Source organism: Ensifer sp. (genome assembly GCF_035999185.1).
Lineage (GTDB): Bacteria > Pseudomonadota > Alphaproteobacteria > Rhizobiales > Rhizobiaceae > Ensifer.
The window spans coordinates 1-22,900 of sequence record NZ_DASYHB010000079.1; the positions used below are offsets into that span (position 1 = coordinate 1).

The window sequence follows — 22,900 nt, forward strand, 5'->3', positions numbered from 1 at the left end:
GCGAGGCCGCCGGTGGACTGGATCAGCCGGTCGGCAAGCGTCGACTTGCCGTGGTCGATGTGGGCCACGATCGAGAAGTTGCGGATATGCGAAAGGGGCGTTTTCGAAGATGTTGTGCTCATGGGCCGCATATAGCAGTGCGTTCAACCGCCGCAAAGCGGGAAATGAAGGCTTCGTTCACTATAAATCGGGCTATTCGGCGCTCGCCTCTGCTTCAACGAGAGCGCCGGCGTTGGGCACCTGCGCGCTCCTGATCTCGAAGCTCTCGCGCTCGGCCACCGGAACCTCGTCCCGTTTCCTGAGGCGCGCCAGCACGAAGAGCGCGTAGAGCGCTGCAACCACCATCGCCGCATAGATGAAGGTGCGCGGTCCAAAGGCCGGCATCAGCAACGTCACCAGCAGCGGCACCACCGTTGCTGCGGCCGACCAGGCGACGAGCATGGTGCTCGCCAGCGGCACGAAATCGGCCGGGTCGGTGCGGTCGTTGGCGTGCGCATTGGCGATCGAATAGACGGTCTCGACAGCACCTGCAAAGAGCGCGAAGACAAGCATTAGAAGGATCAGATTGCTGAACGAGGCCGAGAGAGCGAAGAAGCCGGCAGCAAGGATCAAGAGGCAGGTGCCGATCAAGACGAGGCGGCGGTCGATCCGGTCAGACAGCGTTCCCATCGGATACTGAATGGCGATCAGCCCGAACTGCATGACGAACATCAGGTTGGCGACGTCGCCCTGGCTGACATTGTTGGCGGCGGCATAGATCGGCGTGAAGCCCTGAACCACCATCGACAGGCCGCCGGCCGCCAGCACGCCGATGAAGGCGACAGGCGAATTCCGCCAGACCATGGGAATATCGATGCTGACCTTGGCCGGCGCCGGCGGCGTCGGCAGCCGCGTCAGTCCGATCGGCAGGAGCGCCAGCGCGGTGAAGAAGATGGTGACGAGCGGCGGCAGGTTGCCGTCCGCCGGGATCTGCCCGAACAGCCAGGCGCCGGTGCCAAGGCCTATGACATAGGCCATGTAGAACAGCGCCATGGCCTTGCCGCGCCAGTGATTCTCACTCGCATGGTTGAGCCAGCTCTGGGCGATGATGAAGTTGGTGTTGCCGGATGCGCCATAAAGGCCGCGGGCAAGCACCCAGACCAGCGGGTGCATGCCAAGTGCGATCGCCAGGGCCGAGAGGATGACGAGCGCCATCGAGCACGAGAACGCACGGGCATGGCCGACGCGGCGGATCATCGGCCCGGCAATGACGCAACCGACCAGGCCGCCAAAGGCGATCATCGTCACCGCCGCGCCCGGTACCCAGTCCGGCGCGTCGGAACGCGTCAGCGCGAAAGGCACATAGGCGAGCATCATGCCGTTGCCGATCGCGACCGCCGTCATCGAGGCGACGATGCTGGCGATCGAGGTCAGCGAGGAGGGCTGTTTGGTCATGACCAACCTGTCAATGGGGTCCGCGCAGGGCGCGAAGAGTGAGAACTATCTAAAGTATTGAAGCGTAAGCATTTCTCGTTTTCGGCGGTAACGGCGCCACCATAGCGGAAAGACCAATGTCGCGCTGTCGCCAATGCGGCATCGTATGCCCGTATTTTCAGTCTTCAACACGCTTGACTCCATTATATGAGAAATGCAATCTCAAATAATGGAAAACGCAATCGACCCACTTGAACATGCCATCGGCGAGCGCATCCGGGCGCTGCGCACGGAGCAGGCCCTCACACTCGACGAACTTGCCGCCAGTTCCGGCGTCAGCCGCGCGATGATCTCGCGCATCGAGCGCGGCGAGGCGAGCCCGACGGCCCAGCTTCTCGCCAAGCTCTGCAGCGCGCTCTCGACCACGCTCTCGGCGCTCTTTGCCTTCGAGACAAAGGAGGCGTCGCCCGTGGCAAGGCGCGCCGATCAACGCCTCTGGCGCGACCCTGAATCCGGCTATCTGCGCCGCTCCGTTTCGCCGGATGGGCTAGGATCTCCGGTCGATATCGTCGAAGTCGAGTTTCCGCCGGGCGCCCGCGTCGTCTTCGAGCGACAGCCTTCGGATCGGGGCATCACGCAGCACCTCTGGCTGTTCTCGGGGCGGCTGGAACTCACGACCGGATCTGGCTCACATTCGCTGGAGGCCGGCGACTGCCTGTTCATGGGCCTGGAGGCGGGCCACATCTTTCACAATCCGCACGATGAGCCGGCTCACTACGCCGTCGTCCTCTGCCGCACCAAGGTTTGACCATGTCCGAAATTCAGATCCGCCTGCTTGATGAGAACGAGGCCGTGACCGCCATCCCAGCGCTTTCGGACGTGCTGTCCGATTGCGTCGAGGGCGGCGCGTCGGTCGGTTTCATGCAGCCGTACCCGCCGGAAAGCGCGCATGGCTATTGGCAGGGCGTCGCCGGGGCGGTCGCGGCCGGCGATACGCTGTTGATGGTGGCGGAAGTGGAGGGACGTGTCCTCGGCACCGTGCAGGTCGGTGTCGCGCAGATGCCGAACCAGCCGCATCGCGGCGACCTCAAGAAGCTGCTGGTGCATCGCGCCGCGCGCGGCAAGGGTCTGGCGCGCCGGCTGATGGAGGCGGTCGAGCGTGAAGCGGCGACGCGCGGCAAGACGCTGCTGGTGCTCGACACCGCAACCGGCAGCGAGGCCGAGGCGATCTATCCCCGCCTCGGCTGGGAACGCGTTGGGGTCATCCCCGACTATGCCATGTGGCCGGAGGGCGGCCTCTGCGCGACGACGTTTTTCTACAAGCGGATCGCGGCCTAGCGAGCGTCGTTGGTGCGATACGTTCGCGGCGGTGACTGCCACCTCATGTCGCCGTGACGGCCTCTCACCCCGCCCCTCTCCCCGCGGGCGGTGAGAGGGGGATTGGGCGCCGTAGCGTGCCGGGACGTTCCTTCGCCCCGCTTGCGGGGAGAAGGTGCCGGTAGGCGGATGAGGGGCAAGGCCCTCACCGGTCGGATCCAGGGCATCCCCCAATGTTGCCAAGCTCGCATGCTTGGATAGGCTAGCCGCACTCTTCTTGCCTTCTCAGGACCTTCCCATGCGCATCTACTATTCCGAAGACCACAAGCTTCGCGACGCCAGAACCGAACTCTTCGGTGGTGAACTGGTGGCACCCTTCGAGGCGCCGTTTCGTGCCGAGTGGATCTTGGCGGCGGTGAAGGAGGCGGGCTTCCATGACGTCGCAGCACCCGAGCGTCACGGTCTCGAGATCGCGCTCAAGCTGCACTCGGCCGACTATCTCGATTTCCTTGAAACCGCCTGGTCGCGCTGGGTCGCCGATGGCTATCGCGGCGAGGCGATCGCGACCTGCTTTCCGGCCAGGCGCATGCGCCAGCACCCGCCCAGGGATATCGACGGCGCCCTCGGCTACTATTCCTTTGCGGCGGAAACGGCGATCACTGAGGGCACCTATGCCGCCGCACGCGCCGCGATGGACTGCGCGCTTTCGGCCGCTGATCACGTCCACGCCGGCAACGGCAACGCCTTTGCGCTCTGCCGTCCGCCCGGCCACCACGCGGCAATCGATCTCTATGGCGGCTATTCCTTCATCAACAATGCCGCCTGCGCCGCCCAGCGCCTGAGGGATCACGGCGCCGCCAAGGTGGCGGTGCTCGATGTCGATTTCCACCACGGCAACGGCACCCAGGATATCTTCTATGAACGCGGTGACGTCTATTTCGCCTCGTTGCACGGCGATCCGGTTGATGCCTTCCCGTATTTTCTCGGTTTTGCCGATGAGGAGGGCGCCGGCCATGGGCTGGGCACCACGAAGAACTACCCCTTGCCGCGTCGCACCGGCTTCGATGTCTGGTCGGCGGCCATGGCCGACGCGCTTGCACGCGTCGAAGCCTTCGGCGCCGAGGCGCTGGTTGTCTCGCTCGGCGTCGATACCTTCGAGCGCGACCCAATCTCGTTCTTCCGGCTGACGTCCGAGGACTACATTCGCATGGGCGAGGCGCTGAAGCGCACGGGCCTGCCGGTCGTCATCTGCATGGAGGGCGGCTACGGGGTGCCCGAAATCGGGCTCAATGTTGCCAATGTGTTGAAGGGCCTTTCAAGCTGACGCGTCTGCACGAGAAAAAGCGCGATCACCTCTATTGACCTCAACTTTACTTGAGGTCGTACGACTGCTCCTGTTCAAGAGAGATGAAGAGGAAAAGAGCAATGAGCAGCCAATCGAAGCCGGCCGTCGTGGCGCCGCTTTACCGCATCAACAAGTACACCGTGCCGCTGGAAGCGCGGCAGCAGTTCGTCGAACTCGTCGACAAGACGCTCGCGGTCATCCGCAAGCAGGACGGTTACGTAAAGGACCTGTTCCTGGAGCAGCATGCCGGTCCCGGCCAGTTCGACTTCATCACCATGATCGAGTTTGCGAGCGCCGACGTCGCGCCGAAGGTCGCCGCAGCTCTCGTCGATTATGACCGCCAGCTCGGCCTCGACCGCGAAGCGTTGATGAAGACGCTCGGCATTCGCACGGATTTTGCCAGCTACCGGGCTTTCGGCGGTCTGGCCGCCTAGCGCGCAACGGTTTTCAGTCCGGAATTGCGCAATGACCGAGAATTGAAACGAAAAGGCCCGGCAAGTGCCGGGCCGCTCCATGCGCCAGATGCGAGCGCGCGTCAGGAAACGAAGAACGTCGACAGGCCCTGTCCGGCAGCAAAGGCCATGTAGGCGAGCACCGTGAAGTAGACGGTCGTTGCGACCAGGAAGAGATAGCCGCCGGCGACCATCAGCCCGTCGCGCTGGATGATGCCGAGCGAGAGAAGCAGGATCGCGATCCCCGGCAGGGTGTTCGACAGCGGGATCAGGCCGAGCGGAAACATCAGCAGCACGCCGCCCGCCATGATCATCAGCCCGTTGAAGCGGTTCATCAGCGCTCCCTGCGTCAGAAACCCAAGCCGCGGGCGGACGTAGCGGTCGAGTTTGGAAACGAGATCCGCGCCTTTTTGCAGCGTCGGCACCAGTTTCTCGGTCTCGATCCGGCGGTCGAGAATGCGCTGCGGCATCCAGGGCAGCCGGTTGAGCGTGACCGAGACGGAGATCAGGATGATCGCCGCGCCGAAGACGGTGCTGACACCGGGGATCGACACCGGCAAAAGGAAGGGCAGCGTCAGCAGCGCACAAAGCAGCAGAAAGCCCTGTTCGCCGATCTCGGTCATCAGTTCACGAAGGGTAATCGTCTCGCCGCGAATGGAGGCAATCATGCCGTTGAGCGTGTCGCTGAGACTGCGTTGCGTGTCGCCGAACTCGATTGCCATCGGATAATGCCTCATTTCTTCTCAATCGGCGGGACGGGGCGGAAACCCGCGCAGCAAGTTCCTCGTCCAGCTCCAGGGTGTCCGTCCTATCAAGGTCGTGTGAAGGATCGGTTATTGTGTGACCCGATCAGCACGCCAACCGTGGGAGCAGCGGCAATTGCCCGCAAACCGTGGCGTGAATGGGACATCTCTTCATCTTCCTGCCGCAATCAGTAGTATGAAGCAACTTCGAGCACCAATGGGGACAACTGATTCCATGATCAAGAAATGCGCCATTCTGGCTGTTGCGGCCATCTATCTTTCGGGATGCACCACCACCGATCCCTACACGGGTGAACAGAAGATGTCGAACACGGCCGGTGGCGCGCTGATCGGCGCAGGCCTCGGTGCCGCGACCGGTCTGCTCGTCGGCGGCAGTGCTGCGGGACGGCGCGACTCGGCCCTCGTCGGCGCCGCGATCGGTGGTCTCGGTGGCGGTCTGATCGGCAACTACATGGACAACCAGGAAGCCGAACTGCGCGCCCAGCTGCAGGGCACCGGCGTTTCGGTCACCCGCGCCGGCGACCGCATCATCCTCAACATGCCGTCCAACATCACCTTTGCGACCGATCGCGACCAGGTGATCCCGGCCTTCTACGACACGCTGAACTCGGTCGCGATCGTTCTGCGCAAGTTCAACAAGACGATGATCGACGTCGATGGCCACACCGACGCGACCGGCAGTGCCTCCTACAACCAGGGCCTCTCCGAGCGCCGCGCAGCTTCCGTTGCCAACTACCTGGCAAGCCAGGGCGTCGACCAGCGTCGCATGTCGGCCATGGGCTACGGCAAGGAGCGTCCGATCGCCTCCAACGGATCGGAAGCCGGCCGCGCGCAGAACCGCCGCGTCGAAATCTCGATCGCGCCGATCAAGGCCTGATTGGTCAAACGTCATCGCGCAATTTGAAGGGCCGCGCCGCAAGGCGCGGCCCTTTTGCGTCCGCTGTCTGGTCCGGAGAGTGAGCGCGTCTCTCATCCTGCGCGCGGGGCGAGATCGATCTAGGCGGCTGTGCCGGAGAAACGATAGCGCAACAGGCGCCCCAGGCGGCGCAGCATCGGCAAGCTGCTGACCACATGGGCGGCAATTCTCGCCATCGGCGACAGGCGGGCAACCTGACCGGCATCGTATTGGCTGATTTCCTCAAGCAGCGTCAGGCCGGGCAAGTCGCGCTCAAGCGCGCGCGCATCCTCCATGCCCCAGCGGAATTCTGCGCCTGTTGCCCGAAGGGACGGGTTGTACCTGAGGATCTCGATGCCGAGGCGGCTATAGGCATCAAAGACGATCTCGCCGCCGGAAAGACAGGACGTGAGCCGTCGCAGAAGATCCCGCACTTCCTGCTCACTCAGATAGGGCAGGACGCCTTCGGCAACAACGATCGTCGCCCTGTCGTCCGGGATGCGGTCGATCCACGCCCGTTCGGTGATCGACGACGCAATGGTCGTGCAGCCGGCGCGATCGGCAAAGAGGTTCTGCCGCAAGGCGATCACGTCAGGAAAGTCGATATCGAACCAGGCAACGCGAGGCGGCGGATCGAGCCGCAGCACCCGGGTGTCGAGCCCGCAGCCGAGATTGAGCACGACGGCATCCGGGTATCGCTGAATGAAGGCGCGCGTCCATCGATCGAGCATGTAAGCGCGCACGGCTATGCCGATGGTCATGTCGTGGCCCACACTGGGCGCCCTGGTCCGGCCATTGAGCCTGCGCACAAGATCGGCGGCAAAGTGATCCTTAAGCAGGGAATCGGGCAGCGCGCTCTCCGCGGCCTTTGCCCGGAGCGTCACCAGCAGCGTCTCCTGCACGCCGCGAAGACCGATCTCGTCGGCTTCCATCGTCTCCTCCCGATGGCGCGCCGTTTGTCCGACGCGCGAAATCTGCCGCTGCCATCAGAGTTGCAGGCCCGCCGTCCCGGGCGGGCCATTGCATTTTTCACCCCGACCTAGGCGGTCTTGCGCCTTGCCCGCCACACGCGCCCGGCGGTCAGTATGGCCAGCGCCGGCATCAGCGCGAACAGCCAGAAAAGCCAGGACGTCGCCGTTGCCACGCCTTCTTGCGTGGGCGTTTCGATGCCGGCGAGGTTGGCGGTCAACCCGGCCAGTGCTGCTCCGAGTGCGGCGGCAAAGAGCTGCACCGTGGTAATCGAACTCGAGGCCTTCTCCGCTTCTCCGTCAGCCGCAAACTCGTAGACTGCGGTGACGATGTGCGGCCAGGCAAACCCCATGCCGAAACCGACCGCGATGATGCCGAAGCAAAGCGGCGCGGCAATGACCAGGAAATCCGCTGCCATCATCGGCATGAACACGGCGATCAGGGCAAGTCCGACGAAGCCGAAGGCCGGACCCGCAAAGATCGTCCGTTTCGCCCGTTCGCCATGCCAATGGGCACTCGTCATCGAGCCTGCCGTCCAGCCGATCGACATCAGCGCGGCAATGTAGCCGGCTAAGAGCGGCGACAGGTCATGCAACTCCTGCAGCAGGTACGGCACGTAAATCTCCGGCTGCAGGCCGATCATCAGCAGGGTGATCGTAGCATAAAGGGCGGCAAGCGGGGAGGCGGGTGTGAAGCTTCCGGACGGCAGGAGCTTTCCGGTGCCGCGCCGCTCGACGAGCAACAGGACGAGGAACATGAGGAGCGCGCCGCCGACGCAGCCGAGCTGTTCAATGGTGGTCTTCAGCGTGCTCGCGATCGAAAGCGCCAGAACAATGCCGACGAGCAGCAGGAGTTGCAAGAGGGGCAGGGGTGTGCGTCCTTCTTCGCCGGTTGCCTTGCGCGGCAGCGTCGAAAATGCGAGGGCCGCAAGCAATGCCGTCAAGGGCAGCAGAGACCAGAAGGCAGCGCGCCAGTCTGCAAACTCGGCGAACATGCCGCCAACGGCGGGGCCGATCAAGGTCGCCGTTCCCCAGGTGGCCGAGATCAGGCCGATAGCGCGGGTCCAAAGCTCCGGCCGGAAGACCTGGCGGATGACGCCATAGGCAAGCGCGTAGAGCAGGCCGCCACCAAAACCCTGGATCGCGCGGCCGGCAAGCAGCACCGCCATGGACGGGGCCACGGCGCATGCGAGCGTGCCGAGGCCGAAAACGAGAGCCCCGATCGCATAGGCCCCGCCGGCGCCGGCAATACCGAGCAGGCGTGCCGAAAGGGCGGCGCCAAGAATGGAGGCGGCGACGAAGACCGTCGTGCTCCAGGCGTAGTACTCAAGTCCGCCGATCTCACGCACGATCGACGGCATGATCGTCGTGACGACGTAGATGTTGAGCGCATGCAGCGCGACGCCGCCGCTAAGGATCAGCGAATGCACGGCATTTCCACCTGATAGGAGTGCGCGCCAGCCGGTTTCCGGTTGGGGGGCGGGTGTTTTCTCAAGCATGTTTGAACCTCATGCGGGCGGCCGGACGCGAACGCGCGCACCGGACCTTTGGGTTGTTCGCAACACCGCGCGCAAGCTGCAGCCGCCCTGCGCGAGGATGGCCCCGCGTGGCAGATCGCGTTCGCGCGCAGCGCCGATTTGTCAGTGGAGCGCAGCCTCGCCAAGATGCGTAAGCTTGTCCGGGTTGCGCATGATGAAGATGTCGTCGACGTTTCCGTCGCCGTCATAACCGAAGGCAACCGTCGCTGCGATCTCGTTTTTCGCCTCGTCCCGGAGCACGATGCCGCGGCCGCCGTTGATGTCGCCGATTTCCCAGACGTAGTGCGCCCAGTACTCGGTGAGCCGGTCGATGATGAAGGCGAGCACCGTCTCCTTGCCCGAGAGCACGCCGAGCACGGTCGCGACCTTACCGCCGCCGTCGGCGGTCAGCTTCACTTCGGCCGACAACAGCGCCGAGAGCGAGGTGACGTTGCCGCCATGGATTGCCTGGTGAAAGGCCGACAACAGCTCGTCCTGACGTTCGCGCGGTGTCTGATGCCGGGCCTTTTCGAGCCCGATGTTGGTCTTGGCACGCGACACCAGCTTGCGGGCAGCGGTCTCCTGCATGTCGAGCGTTTCGGCCACTTCCTCATAGGGCTGGCCGAAGATCTCGTGCAGCAGGTAGGCAGCACGCTCCTTCGGCGTCAGCCGTTCCAGCATCAGCAGGAACGCCGTCGTCAGCGACGAGGTCAGCGCCAGCTTCTCCTCGGCATTGTCGTCGCTCGCCGTGTGGATCGGCTCGGGCAGCCACGCGCCGACATAGTCGACACGCTTGCGATGTGCGGCCTTCAACAGATCGAGGCAGCGCCGGGTGCAGGCGGTCGTCAGCCAGGCTGCCGGCGTTTCGATCGAGGCACGGTCGACTTCCTGCCATTTCAGGAACGTGTCCTGCACCGCATCCTCCGCGTCCGCGCGCGAGCCGAGGATGCGGTAGGCAAGGCCGAGAAGGCGCGGGCGCGCCTCCTCGAAGATCTGCATATGCTGCCGGTCGTTCATGTCAGTGCCTCGAAATTTGGACGCGGTTCCAAAGGTTGATCATCGCCACCGTCGCGGTGATGACGCTGATCTCCTTTTCGCTGAAGTGCTGGCGCAACTCGGCGCGAAGGGGGCCGAAATCGGTGCGCGGCTCGAGTTCGGTCAAGGCTTCGGTCCAGGCAAGGGCCGCCTTCTCACGCGGTGTGAAATCATTGACCTGGTCCCAGACGATGATGCGATCGAGCCGCTCGTTGCTTTCGCCTTCCGTGCGCGATTCCTTGGTATGCATCTTCACGCAGAAGCCGCAGCGGTTGATCTGAGAGGCGCGAAGCTGCACCAGGTTGTGAATGGTCCGGTCGAGGCCGTGCAGGTCCATGGTCTTGTGCACGTCGGCGAGCGCGCCGAGCACATCGGGGATTTCCTGCTCGTAGCGGACGGCTTTCGTATCGGTCATGGTCTCAACTCCATCGTTGTTGTGGTGCCTATGACCAGTTGACGATTGACGCCGGACGGCTGTGACGCGCCTTGCGCGATTTTTCTCGCGGAACGCCAGGAGAAATGCATCACCCGAATATTTTGAAGGAGTTTCAATAGGTTGAATGGTGGAGATTTTTTGGCGGAGCACTAGAGCGTCGTGCGTTCCTTCGAACGCACAAAGGACGCTCTAGGCCTTCGGCGGGTAGCTATGTTCGCCGCCGCGAAAATCGGTGACCGTGTAGCAACCGCCGCCCTCGGCCGCGATCGTGGCCGCGCTGATCACCGCCTTGCCGTGTCCGCCGGGAATATCGAGAATATAGGTCGGCTGGCAGAGGCCCGAGACCCGGCCGCGGAGCGCCGAGACCAGCGCCTGGCCTTCCTCGATCGTCAGGCGGAAGTGGCTGGTGCCGGGCGCCAGATCCGGGTGGTGCAGGTAATAGGGCTTGATCCGCGTTTCGACGAAGGCGCGCATCAGGCTGGCGAGCACGTCGGCATCATCGTTGACCCCTTTGAGCAGCACCGACTGGCTGACCATGACGATGCCGGCATCGATGAGCCGCGCCGAGGCGGCGCGCGCGTCGTCCGTCAGTTCACGCGGATGATTGGCGTGGAGCGCCACATAGGTCGCCTTGCCGCTGGCTTTGAGTGCCTCGATCAGTGCCGCATCGATGCGCGACGGCTCGACCACGGGCACGCGCGTGTGGAAGCGGACGATCTTCACATGCGCGATCGGCTTCAGCCGCTCCATAAGCTCGGCGAGCCGCCGCGGCGACAGCACCAGCGGATCGCCGCCTGTGAGGATGACTTCCCAGATTTCCTCGTGCTCTGCGATATAAGCGATCGCCGCGTCGAGTTCGGCAGGCGTCAGCGTGCCAAGCCCCTGCGGCCCGACCATTTCGCGGCGGAAGCAGAAGCGGCAATAGACCGGGCAGACATGCACGGCCTTTAAGAGCACGCGGTCCGGATATCGGTGCACGATGCCGGTGACGGGGCTATGCGGCTTGTCGCCGATCGGGTCCTCGCGCTCTTCCGGCAAGAGCAACAGTTCGGCGGCATCCGGCACGAACTGCCGCGCGATCGGGTCCGTCGGGTCGTTCGCGTCGATCAGGTTAGCGATGGCGGGGCTGATCGCAACCGCATAGCGCTCGGCAACCGCAGCGACTGCGGGCTCTGCGGCGCTGTCGATGAGGCCTGTCTCGACGAGTTCGCGTGCGGTCTTGATCGGGCGATGAACGTTCACGGTTGCGTCTCCGCCACCGGTGCCCAGAGCACCTGGTCGATGCGCGAAGCGCCGGTTGCCAGCATCACCAGCCGGTCGAAGCCGAGTGCGATGCCGCTTGCTTCGGGCATGACCGCGAGCGCAGCCAGAAAATCCTCGTCGAGCGGATAGGTCTCGCCGTAGACACGGGCCTTCTCGGTCATTTCCATCTCGAAACGCCGGCGCTGCTCGGCCGCGTCCGTCAGTTCGCCGAAAGCATTGGCAAGCTCGACGCCGCAGGCATAGAGCTCGAAACGCTCGGCGACGCGCCGGTCGCGCGCGGCTGGACGCGCAAGTGCGGCTTCGGCCGTCGGATATTCGTCGAGGATCGTCGCACGGCCAAAGCCGAGATGCGGCTCGACCTTTTCGACGAGGACGCGGCTGAAAAGGTCGGCCCAGGTGTCGTCGGACGCAACCCGGAGCCCCGCCGTCGTCATTGCTTGCGCAAGGCGATCGCGGTCGGTCTCGCCGTTGGTCGCGATCGAGGCCATCAGGTCGATACCGGCAAAGCGCTCGAAGGCTTCCGCGACGCTCAGTCGCTCCGGCGTGGCGAAGGGATCGCAGCTCTCACCCTGGTAGATGAACTGCGTCGTACCGGTGGTTTCCGCCGCCAGCGCCAGGATCTCTGCGCAGTCACGCATCAGCGCCTCGTAGCTTTCGCCGGCACGGTACCATTCGAGCATGGTGAATTCGGGGTGATGCAGCGGCCCGCGCTCGCGGTTGCGGTAGACATGGGCGAAGCAGGCGATGCGCTCTTCGCCGGCCGCAAGCAGCTTCTTGCAGGCAAACTCCGGCGAGGTGTGCAGGTAGAGCGGATGGCCGGAGCCATCGTGATTGAGCGCCTCCGTCGTGAAGGCATGCAGATGTGCCTCGTTGCCGGGCGAGATCTGCAGCGTCGCCGTATCGACCTCGATGAAGTCGCGTTCCTCGAAGAACCGGCGCAACGCCGATTGGATCCGGTTGCGGCCGAGAAGAAACGGGCGCCGGTCGGCATGGACATGCGGTGTCCACCAGGGTGAGGCATGCGGCATGGTCGGTTCAGTCCAGGCTTTCTTTGCGCAGATGCCGGCTCAGGCTGGCTATTTGCGCGAAATTAGGGTAGTGGCGGCGCGAAATCCTTCTTTCCGCGTCCTTCAGGGTCTGTATCTGCGACCCGCCGTGTCGCGCATACCTCTGTTACAAGGAAGACTAATGGTCAAGGTCATCGCTTCATCTGTCCGTAAGGGCAACGTTCTCGACGTCGACGGCAAGCTCTATGTCGTGCTTACTGCCCAGAACTTCCACCCGGGCAAGGGCACGCCGGTCACCCAGGTCGACATGCGCCGCATCTCCGACGGCGTGAAGGTCTCCGAGCGCTACCGCACGACCGAGCAGGTCGAGCGCGCCTTCGTCGAAGACCGCGAGCACACCTTCCTTTACGAAGACGCCGAAGGCTTCCACTTCATGAACCCGGAGAGCTATGACCAGCTGGTCATGACCACCGACGACATCGGCGATCTCAAGGCCTACCTGCAGGAAGGCATGGCCGTCATTCTTTCGATCCACGAAGGCCTGGCGATCGCCATCGACCTGCCGCGCCACGTGACGCTCGAAATCACCGAGACCGAACCGGTCGTCAAGGGCCAGACGGCTTCGTCGTCCTACAAGCCGGCGGTTCTGTCGAACGGCGTTCGCACGCTCGTTCCGCCGCACATCCAGGCCGGTACCCGCGTCGTTATCGCGACCGAGGACGGCTCCTACGTTGAGCGCGCCAAGGACTGATCTGGTTCAAGGAACGCCGCGATTTATGATCGCATTCAACGGGGACGGCAGGTTCAACCTGCCGTCCCCGTTGTCGTTTCTTCGGCGCCACTTCATCGATCGCCGACGATTTGCGGGTAACGCCACGCGGCATTTCCAAACGCCGAGGCGGGGCGCCGGCCAGTCGAAATCGATGAGCCTGCAAGCGGTAGAAGGTCCGGTCGGCAACCGCAAATTTAGGGGAGCATTTCGAAAATCGGGTGCTAGGATGCGGCCGCTGATACGACGGTTTGTTACGAGAGGGCCTGCATGTTCCCATTGTCGCATATGATGAAGTCGTTCATTCGCAAGGGCCGCCTGACGGTGATCGACGCCGACGGCAAGCGCCATGTCTTTGCCGGCACGCCGGGACCCGAAGTGACGATGCGGCTCACCGACAAGAAGCTCTATCGCAGCCTCGTCTTCAACGCGGAGCTCGCCGCCGGCGAAGCCTATATGGACGGCACCATGCGCTTCGAGGAGGGGTCGACCCTCCGGGACTTCCTGACGCTGTTTTCGATCAACCGCCTGTCGCTAGGCTCCTACCCGATCCAGAAAGTCCTGCGCGCGGTGAAAATGCGCTTCCGCAAGCGCCAGCAGGCCAATCCCAAGGGCAAGGCGCAAGAGAACGTCGCGCACCACTACGACCTCGGCAACGAATTCTACAAACTGTTCCTCGACGAGAACATGCTCTACTCCTGCGCCTATTTCCGAGCGCCGGACGAAACGCTCGAAACAGCCCAGCGCAACAAACTGCGGCTGCTTGCTTCCAAGCTCTGCCTGGAGCCGGGCATGAAGGTGCTCGACATCGGTTGTGGCTGGGGCGATCTGGCGCTGTACCTGGCGCAGCTCGCAGACGTCCAGGTTCTCGGCGTCACGCTTTCGAAGGAGCAGCAGGCGCTCGCCTCCGAGCGCGCTCGCGCGGCCGGGCTGTCGGATCGGGTGCGCTTCGAACTGAAGGATTATCGCGACGTCCAGGGCCCGTTTGACCGCATCGTCTCGGTCGGCATGTTCGAGCATGTCGGCGTGCATCACTACGATGAGTTCTTCAAGAAACTGAACGCGCTGATGCCCGACGACGGTCTCGCCGTGCTGCATTCGATCGGCCACATGAGCCCGCCCGGCATGGCGAGCTCGTGGCTCCGGAAATACATCTTTCCAGGCGCCTATTCGCCGGCGCTGTCTGAGGTTTTCGAGGTCGTCGAGCGCAACAGTCTTTGGGTGACGGATCTCGAGTTCCTGCGGGTCCACTATGCGACCACGCTTGCCCATTGGGGCGCACGCTTCGAGGCCAACCGCGACAAGGTGATCGCGCTTTATGACGAACGCTTTGCCCGCATGTGGGAGTTCTACCTGATCAGTGCGGAGATGATGTTCCGCACCGGCAGCCAGCTCGTCTTTCATATGCAGCTGTCGCGCTCGCGCGATGCCGCGCCGATCGTGCGCGACTACATCACCGATCGCCAGCGCGACTTCATCGCGCGCGAGCAGTCCCTCTCGCTCAGCCTTTGAACGTTGGTTCGCCATCGCCCTGCCAGCGCAGACGCTTGTAGTCGAAGCCGAATTCGAGCGTCGGCTTGACGATGGCGAAGAACGGCGAAAGGTCGAAATCCCGCGGCGTATAAAGCGAGTGATGCCGGATGTGCAGAATTTCCTCGCGTGAATAGGTCGAGGTGGCCGCCGCCCGGCCGGGCGCCCGGGTGACCTCGGGCAGGATCGGGTAGCGGATCTGCTCGAAGGCGGCCGCGATCAGCGTCGAGCAGATCGCCCGCGTCGGATCGCCGGAGCCGAAGGCCAGCAGGCGGCGGCGCCAGCGTACGGGAACGGGCGGCGTCGGCATGAAATAGCGTAGCATGTCGAGAATGTTCTTCAGGTCGTATTTCAACCCGAGCCGCGAGATCATGAAACCGACCAGGGCGGTGCGGTCGTCGGGCGTCAGCGCAATCGGCCGGCAGATGCGGGTGTTGAACGAGGCGTACTTCTTCAAGGGCACCGCGACGCAGCCTTCGCCGATATTGACCTCGATCAGCTGCGGACGCTCGATCACCGGCAGAGTCGCCTGATCGAGCGTCAGCGGCATCTGGTCGCCGGCGAAGAAGGCGGCGTGCGACCAGGTCGACTGGGTCAGATATTTGATCGCCGCGGAAACCTTCTGGTTGCCCTCGATCAACAGCACGTCGCCCGGCCGGAGCGTGCGCGCAAGCGTTTCCTGATCGGAAGGCGTGTAGGGCTCATAGCCCAAGGTCTGGGTCTGCAGGCGCGCGGCGAGCCTGGCGCCAAGGCGATCCAGAAACGTGTCGCTGCTTTCGGAAAGCGAATAGATGGTCCTCATCGAGGCGATTGCTCCGGGAGGGGAAAGAGGGGTAATGGGCGGCCTCATGGTGGCTGAGCCGCGACACTCTGTCGAGGAATTGTTGCATGATTGCATGGCTTTGGCCTTGACGCCGACAGATCGGCTTTCTATTTTAGAATTATTCTAAAGAAGGTTTCCTCCCAATGTTTTCCCGCCTTTTTTCCCGGTCCAAGCGCCCGTTTCTTTCCCTGAGCGAACAGGAAATCCTGGCGCTCGCCATCTCCTCGGAAGAGGACGACGGACGCATCTACCTCGCCTATGCCGATGCGCTTCGCGAGCAGTATCCGCACTCGGCAAAAGTGTTCGAGGAGATGGCGGAGGAGGAGAGCCACCACAGGCAATGGTTGATCGACCTGCATGTGGCCCGGTTCGGCAATCGCATCCCGCTCATCCGGCGCGAGCATGTCCGCGATTTTCCCGACCGCAAGCCCGATTGGCTGATTGCCGAAATGCCGATCGAAAAGGCGCGCGAAGAGGCCGAGGCGATGGAGGAGACTGCGCACCGCTTTTATGTCCAGGCGGCCGCGAGAACCCAGGATGCGGCGACCCGCAAACTTCTCGGTGACCTCGCAATCGCCGAGAAATCGCACGAGTCGCTCGCCCGCCGGCTCGGCGAGAAGCATACGCCAGAGGACGTGCGCGAGGAGGAAGAGCAGACGTCCCGCCGCCAGTTCATCCTGACCTATGTTCAGCCCGGTCTCGCCGGGCTGATGGATGGCTCGGTCTCGACGCTTGCGCCGATCTTTGCCGCCGCCTTCGCCACACAGGATACCTGGCAGACGTTCCTGGTCGGCCTCTCGGCCTCCGTCGGTGCCGGCATTTCCATGGGCTTTACGGAAGCCGCTCACGACGATGGCAAGCTTTCCGGTCGCGGCTCCCCGATCAAGCGTGGCCTTGCTTCCGGCATCATGACGGCGCTCGGCGGCCTCGGCCATGCGCTGCCCTATCTGATCCCGCATTTCTGGACGGCGACCGTCACGGCGGCTGTGATCGTGTTCTTCGAACTCTGGGCGATCGCCTTTATCCAGAACCGCTACATGGAAACGCCGTTCCTGCGCGCCGCATTCCAGGTGGTTCTCGGCGGTGGCCTGGTGCTGGCGGCGGGCATCCTGATCGGCAACGCGTGACGGGCGAGCAACGGAAACGAAAAAGGGCCGGTTCGACCGGCCCTTCTCAGAAACGCTCTTCTTAGCTTTGCAGTCAGTTGCCGACCGAGCCGACGACGATTTCCGCGCCGTTCTCGATGGTGACCCAGCGGCCGCTGTGGTTTGCTGCCTGACGCTTCAGGTAGCGGTAGGGCGTATGCGTCCAGAGCTTGACGCCGTTTTCGAGGTTGTCGAGAACGAAGTCGCCCTGCGAGGTGCGCACGGTCAGAACCGCATGACCTTCGCCGTCGGGCTTGCGGACCACGGTGATCAGCAGGTCGCTGGCAGAGAAACCCTTCTGCATCAGGCGCTTGCGCTTCTCGAGAACGAAGTCTTCGCAGTCACCGGCGCCATCGGGATAGGACCAGACCTCATCCCTGCCGTGCAGTTCCAAGTCGGTGACCGGCATGATCTCGCGATTGACCGAAGCATTTACCTGCCGGATCGTGGCCCAGCCGCGTTCCGTCACGCGCGGGGCAACCGTGCCCTTGGAGCGCACGTTGCATTCGCTCTTGTATTTCTGGCAGAATTCGTAATGTCCGATCGGCTGCGAGGTCGCCGATCCGGTCTGCATCCAGGGAGAGGAACCCGCCTGCGCCGGGATTGCCGTGTTTGCTGAAATGAAAAGTGCGCAGAGAGCCGCGATACTTCCCTTAACCCCAGTCCAAGACGCCATACAAATCCCCTGCGACGCGGTATGCCGGGCTCTTCGTGTCCGGACGTATTCGCGCAATCCTGAGTTGAAGTCAGCTTGTTTAGGTCGTCCCCTAGCGCTGCTCTAATCGTTAATAAAGAGTTAATAACGTCAGGGCGGCGGAGTCAATCGCCGCAAAGGCGGCATCGGACTTTATGGTTAAAGTCGGGGCGTGGCGCGCGCAAAGCCGTTGCGCCGCAGCTGTTGTGCGGCGCATGGGCGCATCGGGAGGAAAGGTGGTCGAGAAGGGGTAGGCGGACGCTGTCGCCGCCTCAGGCAAGCATCGTGGCGATTGCCTGTTTCATTTTAGCAATGTCTTCTTCACGCGAAAGGCGATGGTCGCCATCGCGAATGAGCGTCATGACGACGTCGTCGCACGGCAGGTGCTCCATCAGACGAAGCGCGTGTGCGTAGGGCACGTCGGGGTCGCACATGCCCTGCAGAATGTGCACCGGGCATCCCGTGGTGATCGTTCCGTCGAGCACCCGGTTGGCCCGGCCGTCCTCGATCAATGCGCGGGTGAAGATGTTCGGCTCCGGGCTGTATTCGGAGGGTTCCTCGAAGTAACCGCGCTCGGCTAGCGAGGTTCTTTCGGCTTCCGTCAGGTTGGGCTCGATCAGTTCCGCCGTGAAATCCGGCGCGGGCGCGATCAGCACCAATCCGGCAACGCGGTCGCCTTGGCCGCGCGCTCTCAGTTCCTGGATCAGCCGCAGCGCAATCCAGCAGCCCATGGACGAGCCGATCAACACGAGGCGTCCCTGCGTCGCACGCTCGACAACGGCAAGGCTTTCTTCCAGCCAGCGCGAAATCGTGCCGTCGGTAAAGGCGCCGCCGGACGAGCCGTGCCCGGAATAGTCGAAGCGGACGCAGGCGGCACCCCGCTCCATGGCGAAGCGCTCGACCTCAACCGCCTTGGTGCCGGTCATGTCCGAGCGATAGCCGCCGAGCCAGACGAGCGTCGGCTGGCCGGAAGGCTTTTCCGGGTGCCACACGCGCATCGCGATCGGACGCTGCGCTGCATCGGCACCGACCTCGATGAAGCTGATTTCCGTCTCGGCTGGTGTGTTTTGCATGCCCGTTCTCTCCAAAGGCCTGTTTTGTTGGCGATTGTCTTTCTAAAACAGATTCGTCTTGCTATCGACAGGTGGTGATTTTCCTTGCGAGCCGTGCTATTGACTCTGGCGTCGCAATTCACACATTGCCGTCGGTGACATTCAGGCGCTTCGTTTGAGATCGCGCCGGCGAACGAATTAAACAACATTTTTGGAAACAGCTCGAGGAGAGTACGACCATTCGCAGACCGTTCAAAGCGGACGCCCCAGTCAAGGAGGGGCCGCGCTCAAACAAGGAAATCCGGGTTCCCCGGGTTCAGCTCATCGATGCCGAAGGCCAGAACATCGGCAACGTCCCGATCGACCAGGCGCTCCGCATGGCGGAAGAGGCCGGTCTTGATCTGGTAGAAATCGCACCGAACTCCGAACCGCCGGTGTGCAAGATCCTCGATCTGGGCAAGCTGAAATACGCCAACCAGAAGAAGGCGGCCGAAGCGCGCAAGAAGCAGAAGATCGTCGAAATCAAAGAAATCAAGATGCGCCCGAACATCGACACGCATGACTATGACGTGAAGATGAAGGCGATGAACCGGTTCTTCGAGGACGGCGACAAGGTCAAGGTGACGCTGAAGTTCCGCGGTCGCGAAATGGCGCACCAGGAACTGGGCATGAAGCTCTTGCTCCAGGTCAAGGACGACACCCAGGCAATCGCCAAGGTGGAGGCCGAGCCGAAGCTCGAAGGCCGCCAGATGATGATGGTTCTGGCGCCGCGCTGAGCCACCGCGAAAATCGAATTGACGAAAGCCGCCTTCCGGGCGGCTTTTTTCGTTGTCGGGGCATTCGCCGTTTCCTGACAGAATGCTGACAGTCGCCCTCAGCGATCTGTCAGGCGACAGCTGCCATTCTCCGGGTGTTCACGCAGATCAGGAGAAGGACCACAGATATGTACGCAGCGTTACGCAAGGTTTTGCTCGTTTCTGCCGCCAGTGTTTGCGGACTGGTGTCGGCCCCTCTCGGCCTGTCATTGATTGCGAACGGTGCCGACCATCCCCTGTCGATAGCAGCGCTCGCCGATGACGACGATGATGACAATGGCCACGACGGCGCCGGCGGTTCGGGTCGCGATCATGACGATCATGACGACCATGACCGCAACGATCGCGACCATGATGATGATGATGATGATGATGACGACCAGGATGACGATCGCGGGCCAGGTGCGCGCGACGATGACGATGACGACCATTTTGACGATGCGCGCGACCCCCACGAGATGGAATTGCGGGTTTCCGACGAGAGCCTTGTCGGCCTGCGCAACGGATCGTTGATCGCGGTCGACAATCTTGGCCGCGTGCTCGAGGTCGAGGTGGAATTCGAGCACGGCGTCCGGGTCGTGACGGTCGAGCCGCACGACAGCGATATCCACCGAAACCCGGGACCGATCGCCAGCGTCTCGATCCGCCCGGCGCCCTGACCTTTCGCAATGTCCCCGGCGCATTCGCCCCACACCATGCGCCGGAGCAAAGGTCGGTCGCCATCAGCCCGCCCGGCAGCCGACCAAACGAGTGCATACCCCTGTGCCAACCCCGGCGCCGGGGTATGCGCGTTGCCGTGTCGTCACGGCTGGCGTAGGTTCGGGTCCATCGATGTCCGAAGCTTACGGGGGCACGTCGTCTTGACTGAGGCGCGCCGGGAAACGGCGTTGCGGAACCGAACCGAAAGGCAAGTGCGACTGGATGAAGCCATGGCGATGACACGACGAAACCTGATCGCGCTCTTTTGCTGCTCGCTGCTGCTTTCGCTTGCGCCGCAGCCGGGCGGTTCGGCGGCCTTGGCCAAGGACGATGATTCGGATGATGACGGATCGGGTGGCGGTGGCGGCCATGGTGGCGGCTCGGGGAGCAGCGGTCATGGTAACGACGACGATGACGACGACGACGATGATGATGACGACGCGGATGATGACGATGATGTTGGTCGAGAGGGGAGCGGCCGCGGCCGGCGGAGCGACCAGGAGCGCGCGCGCGCCGGCGTCGAAAGGGGTGACATCCTTTCGCTGAAGGATGTTTTCCGGCTTGTCGACGAGGACAAGTATGGTGCGATCATCGCGGTCGATCTCAAGCGTTCGGGCGGCGCCGAGATCTACAGGCTGCGCACCCGCGACCGGCAAGGCACCATCCGCAACCTGCGCATCGATGCGCGAACCGGCAAGTTCATGAATATCTTCAGCTTTTGAGGGTGGCATGCGGATTCTTCTGGCAGAGGACGATCCCAACATCGCAGCACATGTGGCAACCAGGCTCGAGGCGGAAGGCTATGGCGTCGATACGCTTGCCCATGGTCCCGACATCTGGGAGCGCGGCGAAAACGGCGATTATGCGCTGGTCATCCTGGATCTCGGACTGCCCGGCATGGACGGGCTTTCGATCCTCAAGCGCTGGCGGCAGGCGGGGCTCGAGACACCGGTCCTGGTGCTGACGGCGAGGGGTTCCTGGATGGAGCGGGTCGATGGCTTTGATGCCGGTGCCGACGACTATCTGCCGAAGCCTTTTCGTGCCGAAGAGCTGCTGGCGCGCATGAGAGCATTGCTGCGGCGTGCCGGCCCCAGGCTGGTTTCGGTGCGCGCGGCCGGTCGCTTCACGCTCGACGAAGCGAGCCGACGCGTCACTTTCGACGGCAAGCAACTGGAGCTCAGCCCGCTCGAATACCGCATGCTGGCGCTGCTTGTCGCCCGCAAGGGTGAAGTGATCACGCCGCTTGAGCTCGCGAGCCACGTTCAGGGGCGCGATGACGATGCGGCCAAGAATGCCGTCGAGGCGATGATCGGGCGCCTGCGCAAGAAAACCGAAAGCGGTGCCATCGAAACCCGGCGCGGCTTCGGCTATGTCCTGCCGGATGGCGCTGCATGATGCGCTCGCTGAGGCTGCGGCTCGCGGTCGGCGCGTCGGTCGCCATCGGCCTGGTGCTTTTGGTGGTGTGGCTTTCCTTGAGCCGCGTCTTCACCGATTACGTCGTCGGTCGCTATCGCGCCGAAATGGCAACGCTCGTGGACACGATTGCCGCGCAGGTGAGGCTCCGCGGCGGCGAGTTCGTGCTGCCGCGGGAGCCGGCCGACCCGCGGTTGAGCCTTCCGGCCGGCGGCCGCTACTGGCAGCTCAGCCCCGAAAGCGGCGCTGCCATACGCTCGCGTTCTCTGTGGGATAAGGTTATCGACATCCGTCAGCCCTCGGTGCCGGGTTATCTGGGTTTCCTCGAAGTGGAAGGGCCGGACGGGACGCCGATCCTGGTCCACGAGCAATCCCTGACGCTTGGCGATGGAAAGGATGCCCGGCGGTTTTCCGTTGCTGCGGGCTTTTCGCGCAGCGAGCTCGACGATGCCCTGTCTGCCTTCCACGGCCAGATCCGGCTGATGCTGCTGGCGACCGCTGCAGTGCTTGCCGGTGCGGCAGTGCTGCAAGGCGCCCTCGGGCTCTCGCCGCTTGCGCGCCTGAAAGAGCGGGCAGCCCGCGTTCGTTCCGGAGAGGAGAGGGACTTCGGTTCAGCGGGCCCAAGCGAAGTGCAGCCACTCGTCAGTGAAATCAACCTCCTGCTTGCCGAGCGCGAGATCGCCTTGACGCAGGCCCGCGCCCGCGCCAGCGACCTTGCCCATGGATTGAAGACGCCGCTGACCGTGCTTGCGCAGCTTGCCGAGAGCCTGCCCGAGGAACAGCGCGCCATTGCCCTTGAACAGGTCGATCTGGTGCGTCAGCGCGCCGACCGCCAGCTTCAGGCCGCCCGCATGGGCGTCGAGCGCATGGCGACGACCTCGATCGCTCTCCTCGGCAACAAGCTGGTCAACGTTTTGCGCCCGGTAACCGCCGAGCGCGGCGTAGCCTGGGAGGTCGATGTCGATCCGTCGATCTCACTCGACGTCGATCCGGCCGATCTCGCCGAATGTCTCGGCAACCTCCTCGACAACGCCGCCAAATGGGCGCGTGCGCGCATCCGTCTTTCCGCTGAAGAAAAGGATGGCCGCGTCAGGATTGTGGTCGGTGACGATGGCCCTGGTGTTGTCGAGAGCGACCGGGAGCACGTGATGCGCCGCGGGGCACACGGCAAAGACGCCCGGTCGGCCTCGGGCTCGGGTCTGGGCCTGGCGATCAGCGCCGATATCGCTCAGGCCTATGGGGCGGTCCTTTCGCTCGGCCGGTCGTCCCTTGGTGGACTTGAGGCGGCGCTGGTTTTCGATGTACACACCCGTCGTCGCCGACCGCGCGAACCGGCATAGATCAGTTCATAGCCCGTGCGCCGGCCGCCGCCTTTGCGCGATCGTTGATTCCCCAGTTGCGCTTTTTCGGATGTGCGGTTATAAGCCCCCGTCCGAACGGTCCGGCAGGGCATGCCGTGGCCGTTCTTAACGCTGGAAATGGACCTCGTCTGTCCGTTTCGCATTCTTAAGAACAATGGAGTAGCAAAATGCCCAAGATGAAGACGAA

Annotated in this window: 25 protein-coding genes; 12 read left to right on the plus strand and 13 right to left on the minus strand. The window is 63.4% G+C overall.

Annotated elements, in window-relative coordinates; all coding sequences use genetic code 11:
- Together VGO04_RS07925 and VGO04_RS07930 are read right to left on the minus strand one after the other, a co-directional pair.
- A partial coding sequence (locus tag VGO04_RS07925; protein ID WP_414650521.1) for a GTP-binding protein occupies positions 1 to 122 on the minus strand: 122 nt, incomplete at its 3' end.
- A 70-nt stretch (positions 123 to 192) separates the two neighbouring features.
- Complete coding sequence (locus VGO04_RS07930; RefSeq protein ID WP_327495404.1) at positions 193 to 1,434, minus strand: MFS transporter; 1,242 nt, start codon at positions 1,432 to 1,434, stop codon at positions 193 to 195.
- Positions 1,435 to 1,642: 208 nt separating this feature from the next.
- Here VGO04_RS07930 and VGO04_RS07935 point away from each other — a divergent pair, with 208 nt between their 5' ends.
- The 4 genes from VGO04_RS07935 (at position 1,643) to VGO04_RS07950 (ending at position 4,509) form a co-directional block, all read left to right on the plus strand.
- Positions 1,643 to 2,221: an XRE family transcriptional regulator gene (locus VGO04_RS07935; protein WP_327495405.1), complete on the plus strand. Its 579-nt coding sequence runs from the start codon at positions 1,643 to 1,645 to the stop codon at positions 2,219 to 2,221.
- Positions 2,222 to 2,223: 2 nt separating this feature from the next.
- Positions 2,224 to 2,751: a GNAT family N-acetyltransferase gene (locus VGO04_RS07940; RefSeq protein ID WP_327495406.1), complete on the plus strand. Its 528-nt coding sequence runs from the start codon at positions 2,224 to 2,226 to the stop codon at positions 2,749 to 2,751.
- 277 nt (positions 2,752 to 3,028) lie between these two features.
- Positions 3,029 to 4,054, plus strand: coding sequence for a histone deacetylase family protein (locus tag VGO04_RS07945; RefSeq protein WP_327495407.1), 1,026 nt, complete (start codon positions 3,029 to 3,031; stop codon positions 4,052 to 4,054).
- A 101-nt stretch (positions 4,055 to 4,155) separates the two neighbouring features.
- A complete protein-coding gene (locus VGO04_RS07950) occupies positions 4,156 to 4,509 on the plus strand; it encodes an antibiotic biosynthesis monooxygenase (protein WP_327495408.1) in 354 nt (117 codons plus the stop codon).
- Between the two features lie 101 nt (positions 4,510 to 4,610).
- Here VGO04_RS07950 and VGO04_RS07955 read toward each other — a convergent pair whose 3' ends face one another.
- On the minus strand, positions 4,611 to 5,249 hold the full coding sequence (locus VGO04_RS07955) for an exopolysaccharide biosynthesis protein (RefSeq protein ID WP_327495409.1): 639 nt from the start codon (positions 5,247 to 5,249) through the stop codon (positions 4,611 to 4,613).
- Between the two features lie 256 nt (positions 5,250 to 5,505).
- Here VGO04_RS07955 and VGO04_RS07960 point away from each other — a divergent pair, with 256 nt between their 5' ends.
- Positions 5,506 to 6,168 (plus strand): OmpA family protein, encoded by a 663-nt coding sequence (locus VGO04_RS07960; protein WP_065773812.1) that lies wholly within the window; start codon positions 5,506 to 5,508, stop codon positions 6,166 to 6,168.
- 119 nt (positions 6,169 to 6,287) lie between these two features.
- Here the strand turns inward: VGO04_RS07960 and VGO04_RS07965 are convergent, their stop codons facing one another.
- The 6 genes from VGO04_RS07965 to epmA form a co-directional block, all read right to left on the minus strand.
- The gene (locus VGO04_RS07965; RefSeq protein ID WP_327495410.1) at positions 6,288 to 7,118 is read right to left on the minus strand and encodes a class I SAM-dependent methyltransferase; all 831 of its coding nucleotides are present in this window, start codon (positions 7,116 to 7,118) and stop codon (positions 6,288 to 6,290) included.
- Between the two features lie 107 nt (positions 7,119 to 7,225).
- On the minus strand, positions 7,226 to 8,653 hold the full coding sequence (locus tag VGO04_RS07970) for an MFS transporter (RefSeq protein WP_327495411.1): 1,428 nt from the start codon (positions 8,651 to 8,653) through the stop codon (positions 7,226 to 7,228).
- Between the two features lie 141 nt (positions 8,654 to 8,794).
- Positions 8,795 to 9,688, minus strand: a complete 894-nt coding sequence (gene sigJ / locus VGO04_RS07975) for an RNA polymerase sigma factor SigJ (protein ID WP_327495412.1) — start codon at positions 9,686 to 9,688, stop codon at positions 8,795 to 8,797.
- Between the two features lies 1 nt (position 9,689).
- Entirely contained in the window at positions 9,690 to 10,121 is a 432-nt protein-coding gene (locus tag VGO04_RS07980; RefSeq protein WP_327495413.1) for a carboxymuconolactone decarboxylase family protein, read from the minus strand.
- A gap of 210 nt (positions 10,122 to 10,331) precedes the next feature.
- On the minus strand, positions 10,332 to 11,384 hold the full coding sequence (locus VGO04_RS07985; protein WP_327495414.1) for a lysine-2,3-aminomutase-like protein: 1,053 nt from the start codon (positions 11,382 to 11,384) through the stop codon (positions 10,332 to 10,334).
- Positions 11,381 to 12,433, minus strand: a complete 1,053-nt coding sequence (epmA, locus tag VGO04_RS07990; RefSeq protein WP_327495415.1) for an EF-P lysine aminoacylase EpmA — start codon at positions 12,431 to 12,433, stop codon at positions 11,381 to 11,383. Before epmA ends, VGO04_RS07985 begins: the two co-directional genes overlap by 4 nt.
- A 160-nt stretch (positions 12,434 to 12,593) precedes the next feature.
- On the opposite strand from epmA, the gene efp reads away from it, so the two are divergent.
- Both efp and VGO04_RS08000 read left to right on the plus strand, forming a co-directional pair.
- Complete coding sequence (gene efp, locus VGO04_RS07995; protein WP_327495416.1) at positions 12,594 to 13,163, plus strand: elongation factor P; 570 nt, start codon at positions 12,594 to 12,596, stop codon at positions 13,161 to 13,163.
- A gap of 288 nt (positions 13,164 to 13,451) precedes the next feature.
- Positions 13,452 to 14,693, plus strand: a complete 1,242-nt coding sequence (locus VGO04_RS08000; RefSeq protein ID WP_327495417.1) for a cyclopropane-fatty-acyl-phospholipid synthase family protein — start codon at positions 13,452 to 13,454, stop codon at positions 14,691 to 14,693.
- On the opposite strand, the gene VGO04_RS08005 is transcribed toward VGO04_RS08000, so the two are convergent.
- Positions 14,683 to 15,513 carry a lipo-like protein gene (locus tag VGO04_RS08005; RefSeq protein ID WP_327495418.1) on the minus strand — a complete coding sequence of 277 codons (831 nt, stop codon included), beginning with the start codon at positions 15,511 to 15,513 and terminating at the stop codon, positions 14,683 to 14,685. The two genes, VGO04_RS08000 and VGO04_RS08005, sit on opposite strands and share 11 nt — an antisense overlap.
- A gap of 164 nt (positions 15,514 to 15,677) precedes the next feature.
- Here VGO04_RS08005 and mbfA point away from each other — a divergent pair, with 164 nt between their 5' ends.
- Positions 15,678 to 16,661 (plus strand): iron exporter MbfA, encoded by a 984-nt coding sequence (gene mbfA / locus VGO04_RS08010; protein WP_327495419.1) that lies wholly within the window; start codon positions 15,678 to 15,680, stop codon positions 16,659 to 16,661.
- Positions 16,662 to 16,734: 73 nt separating this feature from the next.
- On the opposite strand, the gene VGO04_RS08015 is transcribed toward mbfA, so the two are convergent.
- Positions 16,735 to 17,355, minus strand: coding sequence for a transglutaminase-like cysteine peptidase (locus tag VGO04_RS08015; RefSeq protein WP_327495420.1), 621 nt, complete (start codon positions 17,353 to 17,355; stop codon positions 16,735 to 16,737).
- Between the two features lie 290 nt (positions 17,356 to 17,645).
- On the minus strand, positions 17,646 to 18,446 hold the full coding sequence (locus VGO04_RS08020; protein WP_327495421.1) for an alpha/beta hydrolase: 801 nt from the start codon (positions 18,444 to 18,446) through the stop codon (positions 17,646 to 17,648).
- Positions 18,447 to 18,664: 218 nt separating this feature from the next.
- Between VGO04_RS08020 and infC the strand changes: the two genes are divergently transcribed.
- Positions 18,665 to 19,201, plus strand: a complete 537-nt coding sequence (infC, locus tag VGO04_RS08025) for a translation initiation factor IF-3 (protein WP_083213674.1) — start codon at positions 18,665 to 18,667, stop codon at positions 19,199 to 19,201.
- Positions 19,202 to 19,446: 245 nt separating this feature from the next.
- On the opposite strand, the gene VGO04_RS08030 is transcribed toward infC, so the two are convergent.
- Complete coding sequence (locus VGO04_RS08030; RefSeq protein WP_327495422.1) at positions 19,447 to 19,836, minus strand: hypothetical protein; 390 nt, start codon at positions 19,834 to 19,836, stop codon at positions 19,447 to 19,449.
- A 333-nt stretch (positions 19,837 to 20,169) separates the two neighbouring features.
- On the opposite strand from VGO04_RS08030, the gene VGO04_RS08035 reads away from it, so the two are divergent.
- From VGO04_RS08035 to VGO04_RS08045, 3 genes are read left to right on the plus strand one after another with little or no spacing between them, the layout of a single operon-like run.
- Positions 20,170 to 20,661, plus strand: a complete 492-nt coding sequence (locus tag VGO04_RS08035; protein WP_327495423.1) for a hypothetical protein — start codon at positions 20,170 to 20,172, stop codon at positions 20,659 to 20,661.
- Positions 20,662 to 20,668: 7 nt separating this feature from the next.
- The gene (locus tag VGO04_RS08040; RefSeq protein WP_327495424.1) at positions 20,669 to 21,334 is read left to right on the plus strand and encodes a response regulator transcription factor; all 666 of its coding nucleotides are present in this window, start codon (positions 20,669 to 20,671) and stop codon (positions 21,332 to 21,334) included.
- Positions 21,331 to 22,692, plus strand: coding sequence for an ATP-binding protein (locus tag VGO04_RS08045; RefSeq protein WP_327495425.1), 1,362 nt, complete (start codon positions 21,331 to 21,333; stop codon positions 22,690 to 22,692). The genes VGO04_RS08040 and VGO04_RS08045 overlap by 4 nt, the downstream gene beginning before the upstream one ends.
- Positions 22,693 to 22,900 lie beyond the last annotated feature (208 nt).

Excerpts from the sequence above, each read along its gene's own strand:
- VGO04_RS07930 (WP_327495404.1), bottom strand. The coding sequence starts at position 1,434 with ATGACCAAACAGCCCTCCTCGCTGACCTCGATCGCCAGCATCGTCGCC.
- VGO04_RS07935 (WP_327495405.1), top strand. The coding sequence starts at position 1,643 with ATGGAAAACGCAATCGACCCACTTGAACATGCCATCGGCGAGCGCATC.
- VGO04_RS07940 (WP_327495406.1), top strand. The coding sequence starts at position 2,224 with ATGTCCGAAATTCAGATCCGCCTGCTTGATGAGAACGAGGCCGTGACC.
- VGO04_RS07945 (WP_327495407.1), top strand. The coding sequence starts at position 3,029 with ATGCGCATCTACTATTCCGAAGACCACAAGCTTCGCGACGCCAGAACC.
- VGO04_RS07950 (WP_327495408.1), top strand. The coding sequence starts at position 4,156 with ATGAGCAGCCAATCGAAGCCGGCCGTCGTGGCGCCGCTTTACCGCATC.
- VGO04_RS07955 (WP_327495409.1), bottom strand. The coding sequence starts at position 5,249 with ATGGCAATCGAGTTCGGCGACACGCAACGCAGTCTCAGCGACACGCTC.
- VGO04_RS07960 (WP_065773812.1), top strand. The coding sequence starts at position 5,506 with ATGATCAAGAAATGCGCCATTCTGGCTGTTGCGGCCATCTATCTTTCG.
- VGO04_RS07965 (WP_327495410.1), bottom strand. The coding sequence starts at position 7,118 with ATGGAAGCCGACGAGATCGGTCTTCGCGGCGTGCAGGAGACGCTGCTG.
- VGO04_RS07970 (WP_327495411.1), bottom strand. The coding sequence starts at position 8,653 with ATGCTTGAGAAAACACCCGCCCCCCAACCGGAAACCGGCTGGCGCGCA.
- sigJ (WP_327495412.1), bottom strand. The coding sequence starts at position 9,688 with ATGAACGACCGGCAGCATATGCAGATCTTCGAGGAGGCGCGCCCGCGC.
- VGO04_RS07980 (WP_327495413.1), bottom strand. The coding sequence starts at position 10,121 with ATGACCGATACGAAAGCCGTCCGCTACGAGCAGGAAATCCCCGATGTG.
- epmA (WP_327495415.1), bottom strand. The coding sequence starts at position 12,433 with ATGCCGCATGCCTCACCCTGGTGGACACCGCATGTCCATGCCGACCGG.
- efp (WP_327495416.1), top strand. The coding sequence starts at position 12,594 with ATGGTCAAGGTCATCGCTTCATCTGTCCGTAAGGGCAACGTTCTCGAC.
- VGO04_RS08000 (WP_327495417.1), top strand. The coding sequence starts at position 13,452 with ATGTTCCCATTGTCGCATATGATGAAGTCGTTCATTCGCAAGGGCCGC.
- VGO04_RS08005 (WP_327495418.1), bottom strand. The coding sequence starts at position 15,513 with ATGAGGACCATCTATTCGCTTTCCGAAAGCAGCGACACGTTTCTGGAT.
- mbfA (WP_327495419.1), top strand. The coding sequence starts at position 15,678 with ATGTTTTCCCGCCTTTTTTCCCGGTCCAAGCGCCCGTTTCTTTCCCTG.
- VGO04_RS08015 (WP_327495420.1), bottom strand. The coding sequence starts at position 17,355 with ATGGCGTCTTGGACTGGGGTTAAGGGAAGTATCGCGGCTCTCTGCGCA.
- VGO04_RS08020 (WP_327495421.1), bottom strand. The coding sequence starts at position 18,446 with ATGCAAAACACACCAGCCGAGACGGAAATCAGCTTCATCGAGGTCGGT.
- VGO04_RS08035 (WP_327495423.1), top strand. The coding sequence starts at position 20,170 with ATGGCGATGACACGACGAAACCTGATCGCGCTCTTTTGCTGCTCGCTG.
- VGO04_RS08040 (WP_327495424.1), top strand. The coding sequence starts at position 20,669 with ATGCGGATTCTTCTGGCAGAGGACGATCCCAACATCGCAGCACATGTG.
- VGO04_RS08045 (WP_327495425.1), top strand. The coding sequence starts at position 21,331 with ATGATGCGCTCGCTGAGGCTGCGGCTCGCGGTCGGCGCGTCGGTCGCC.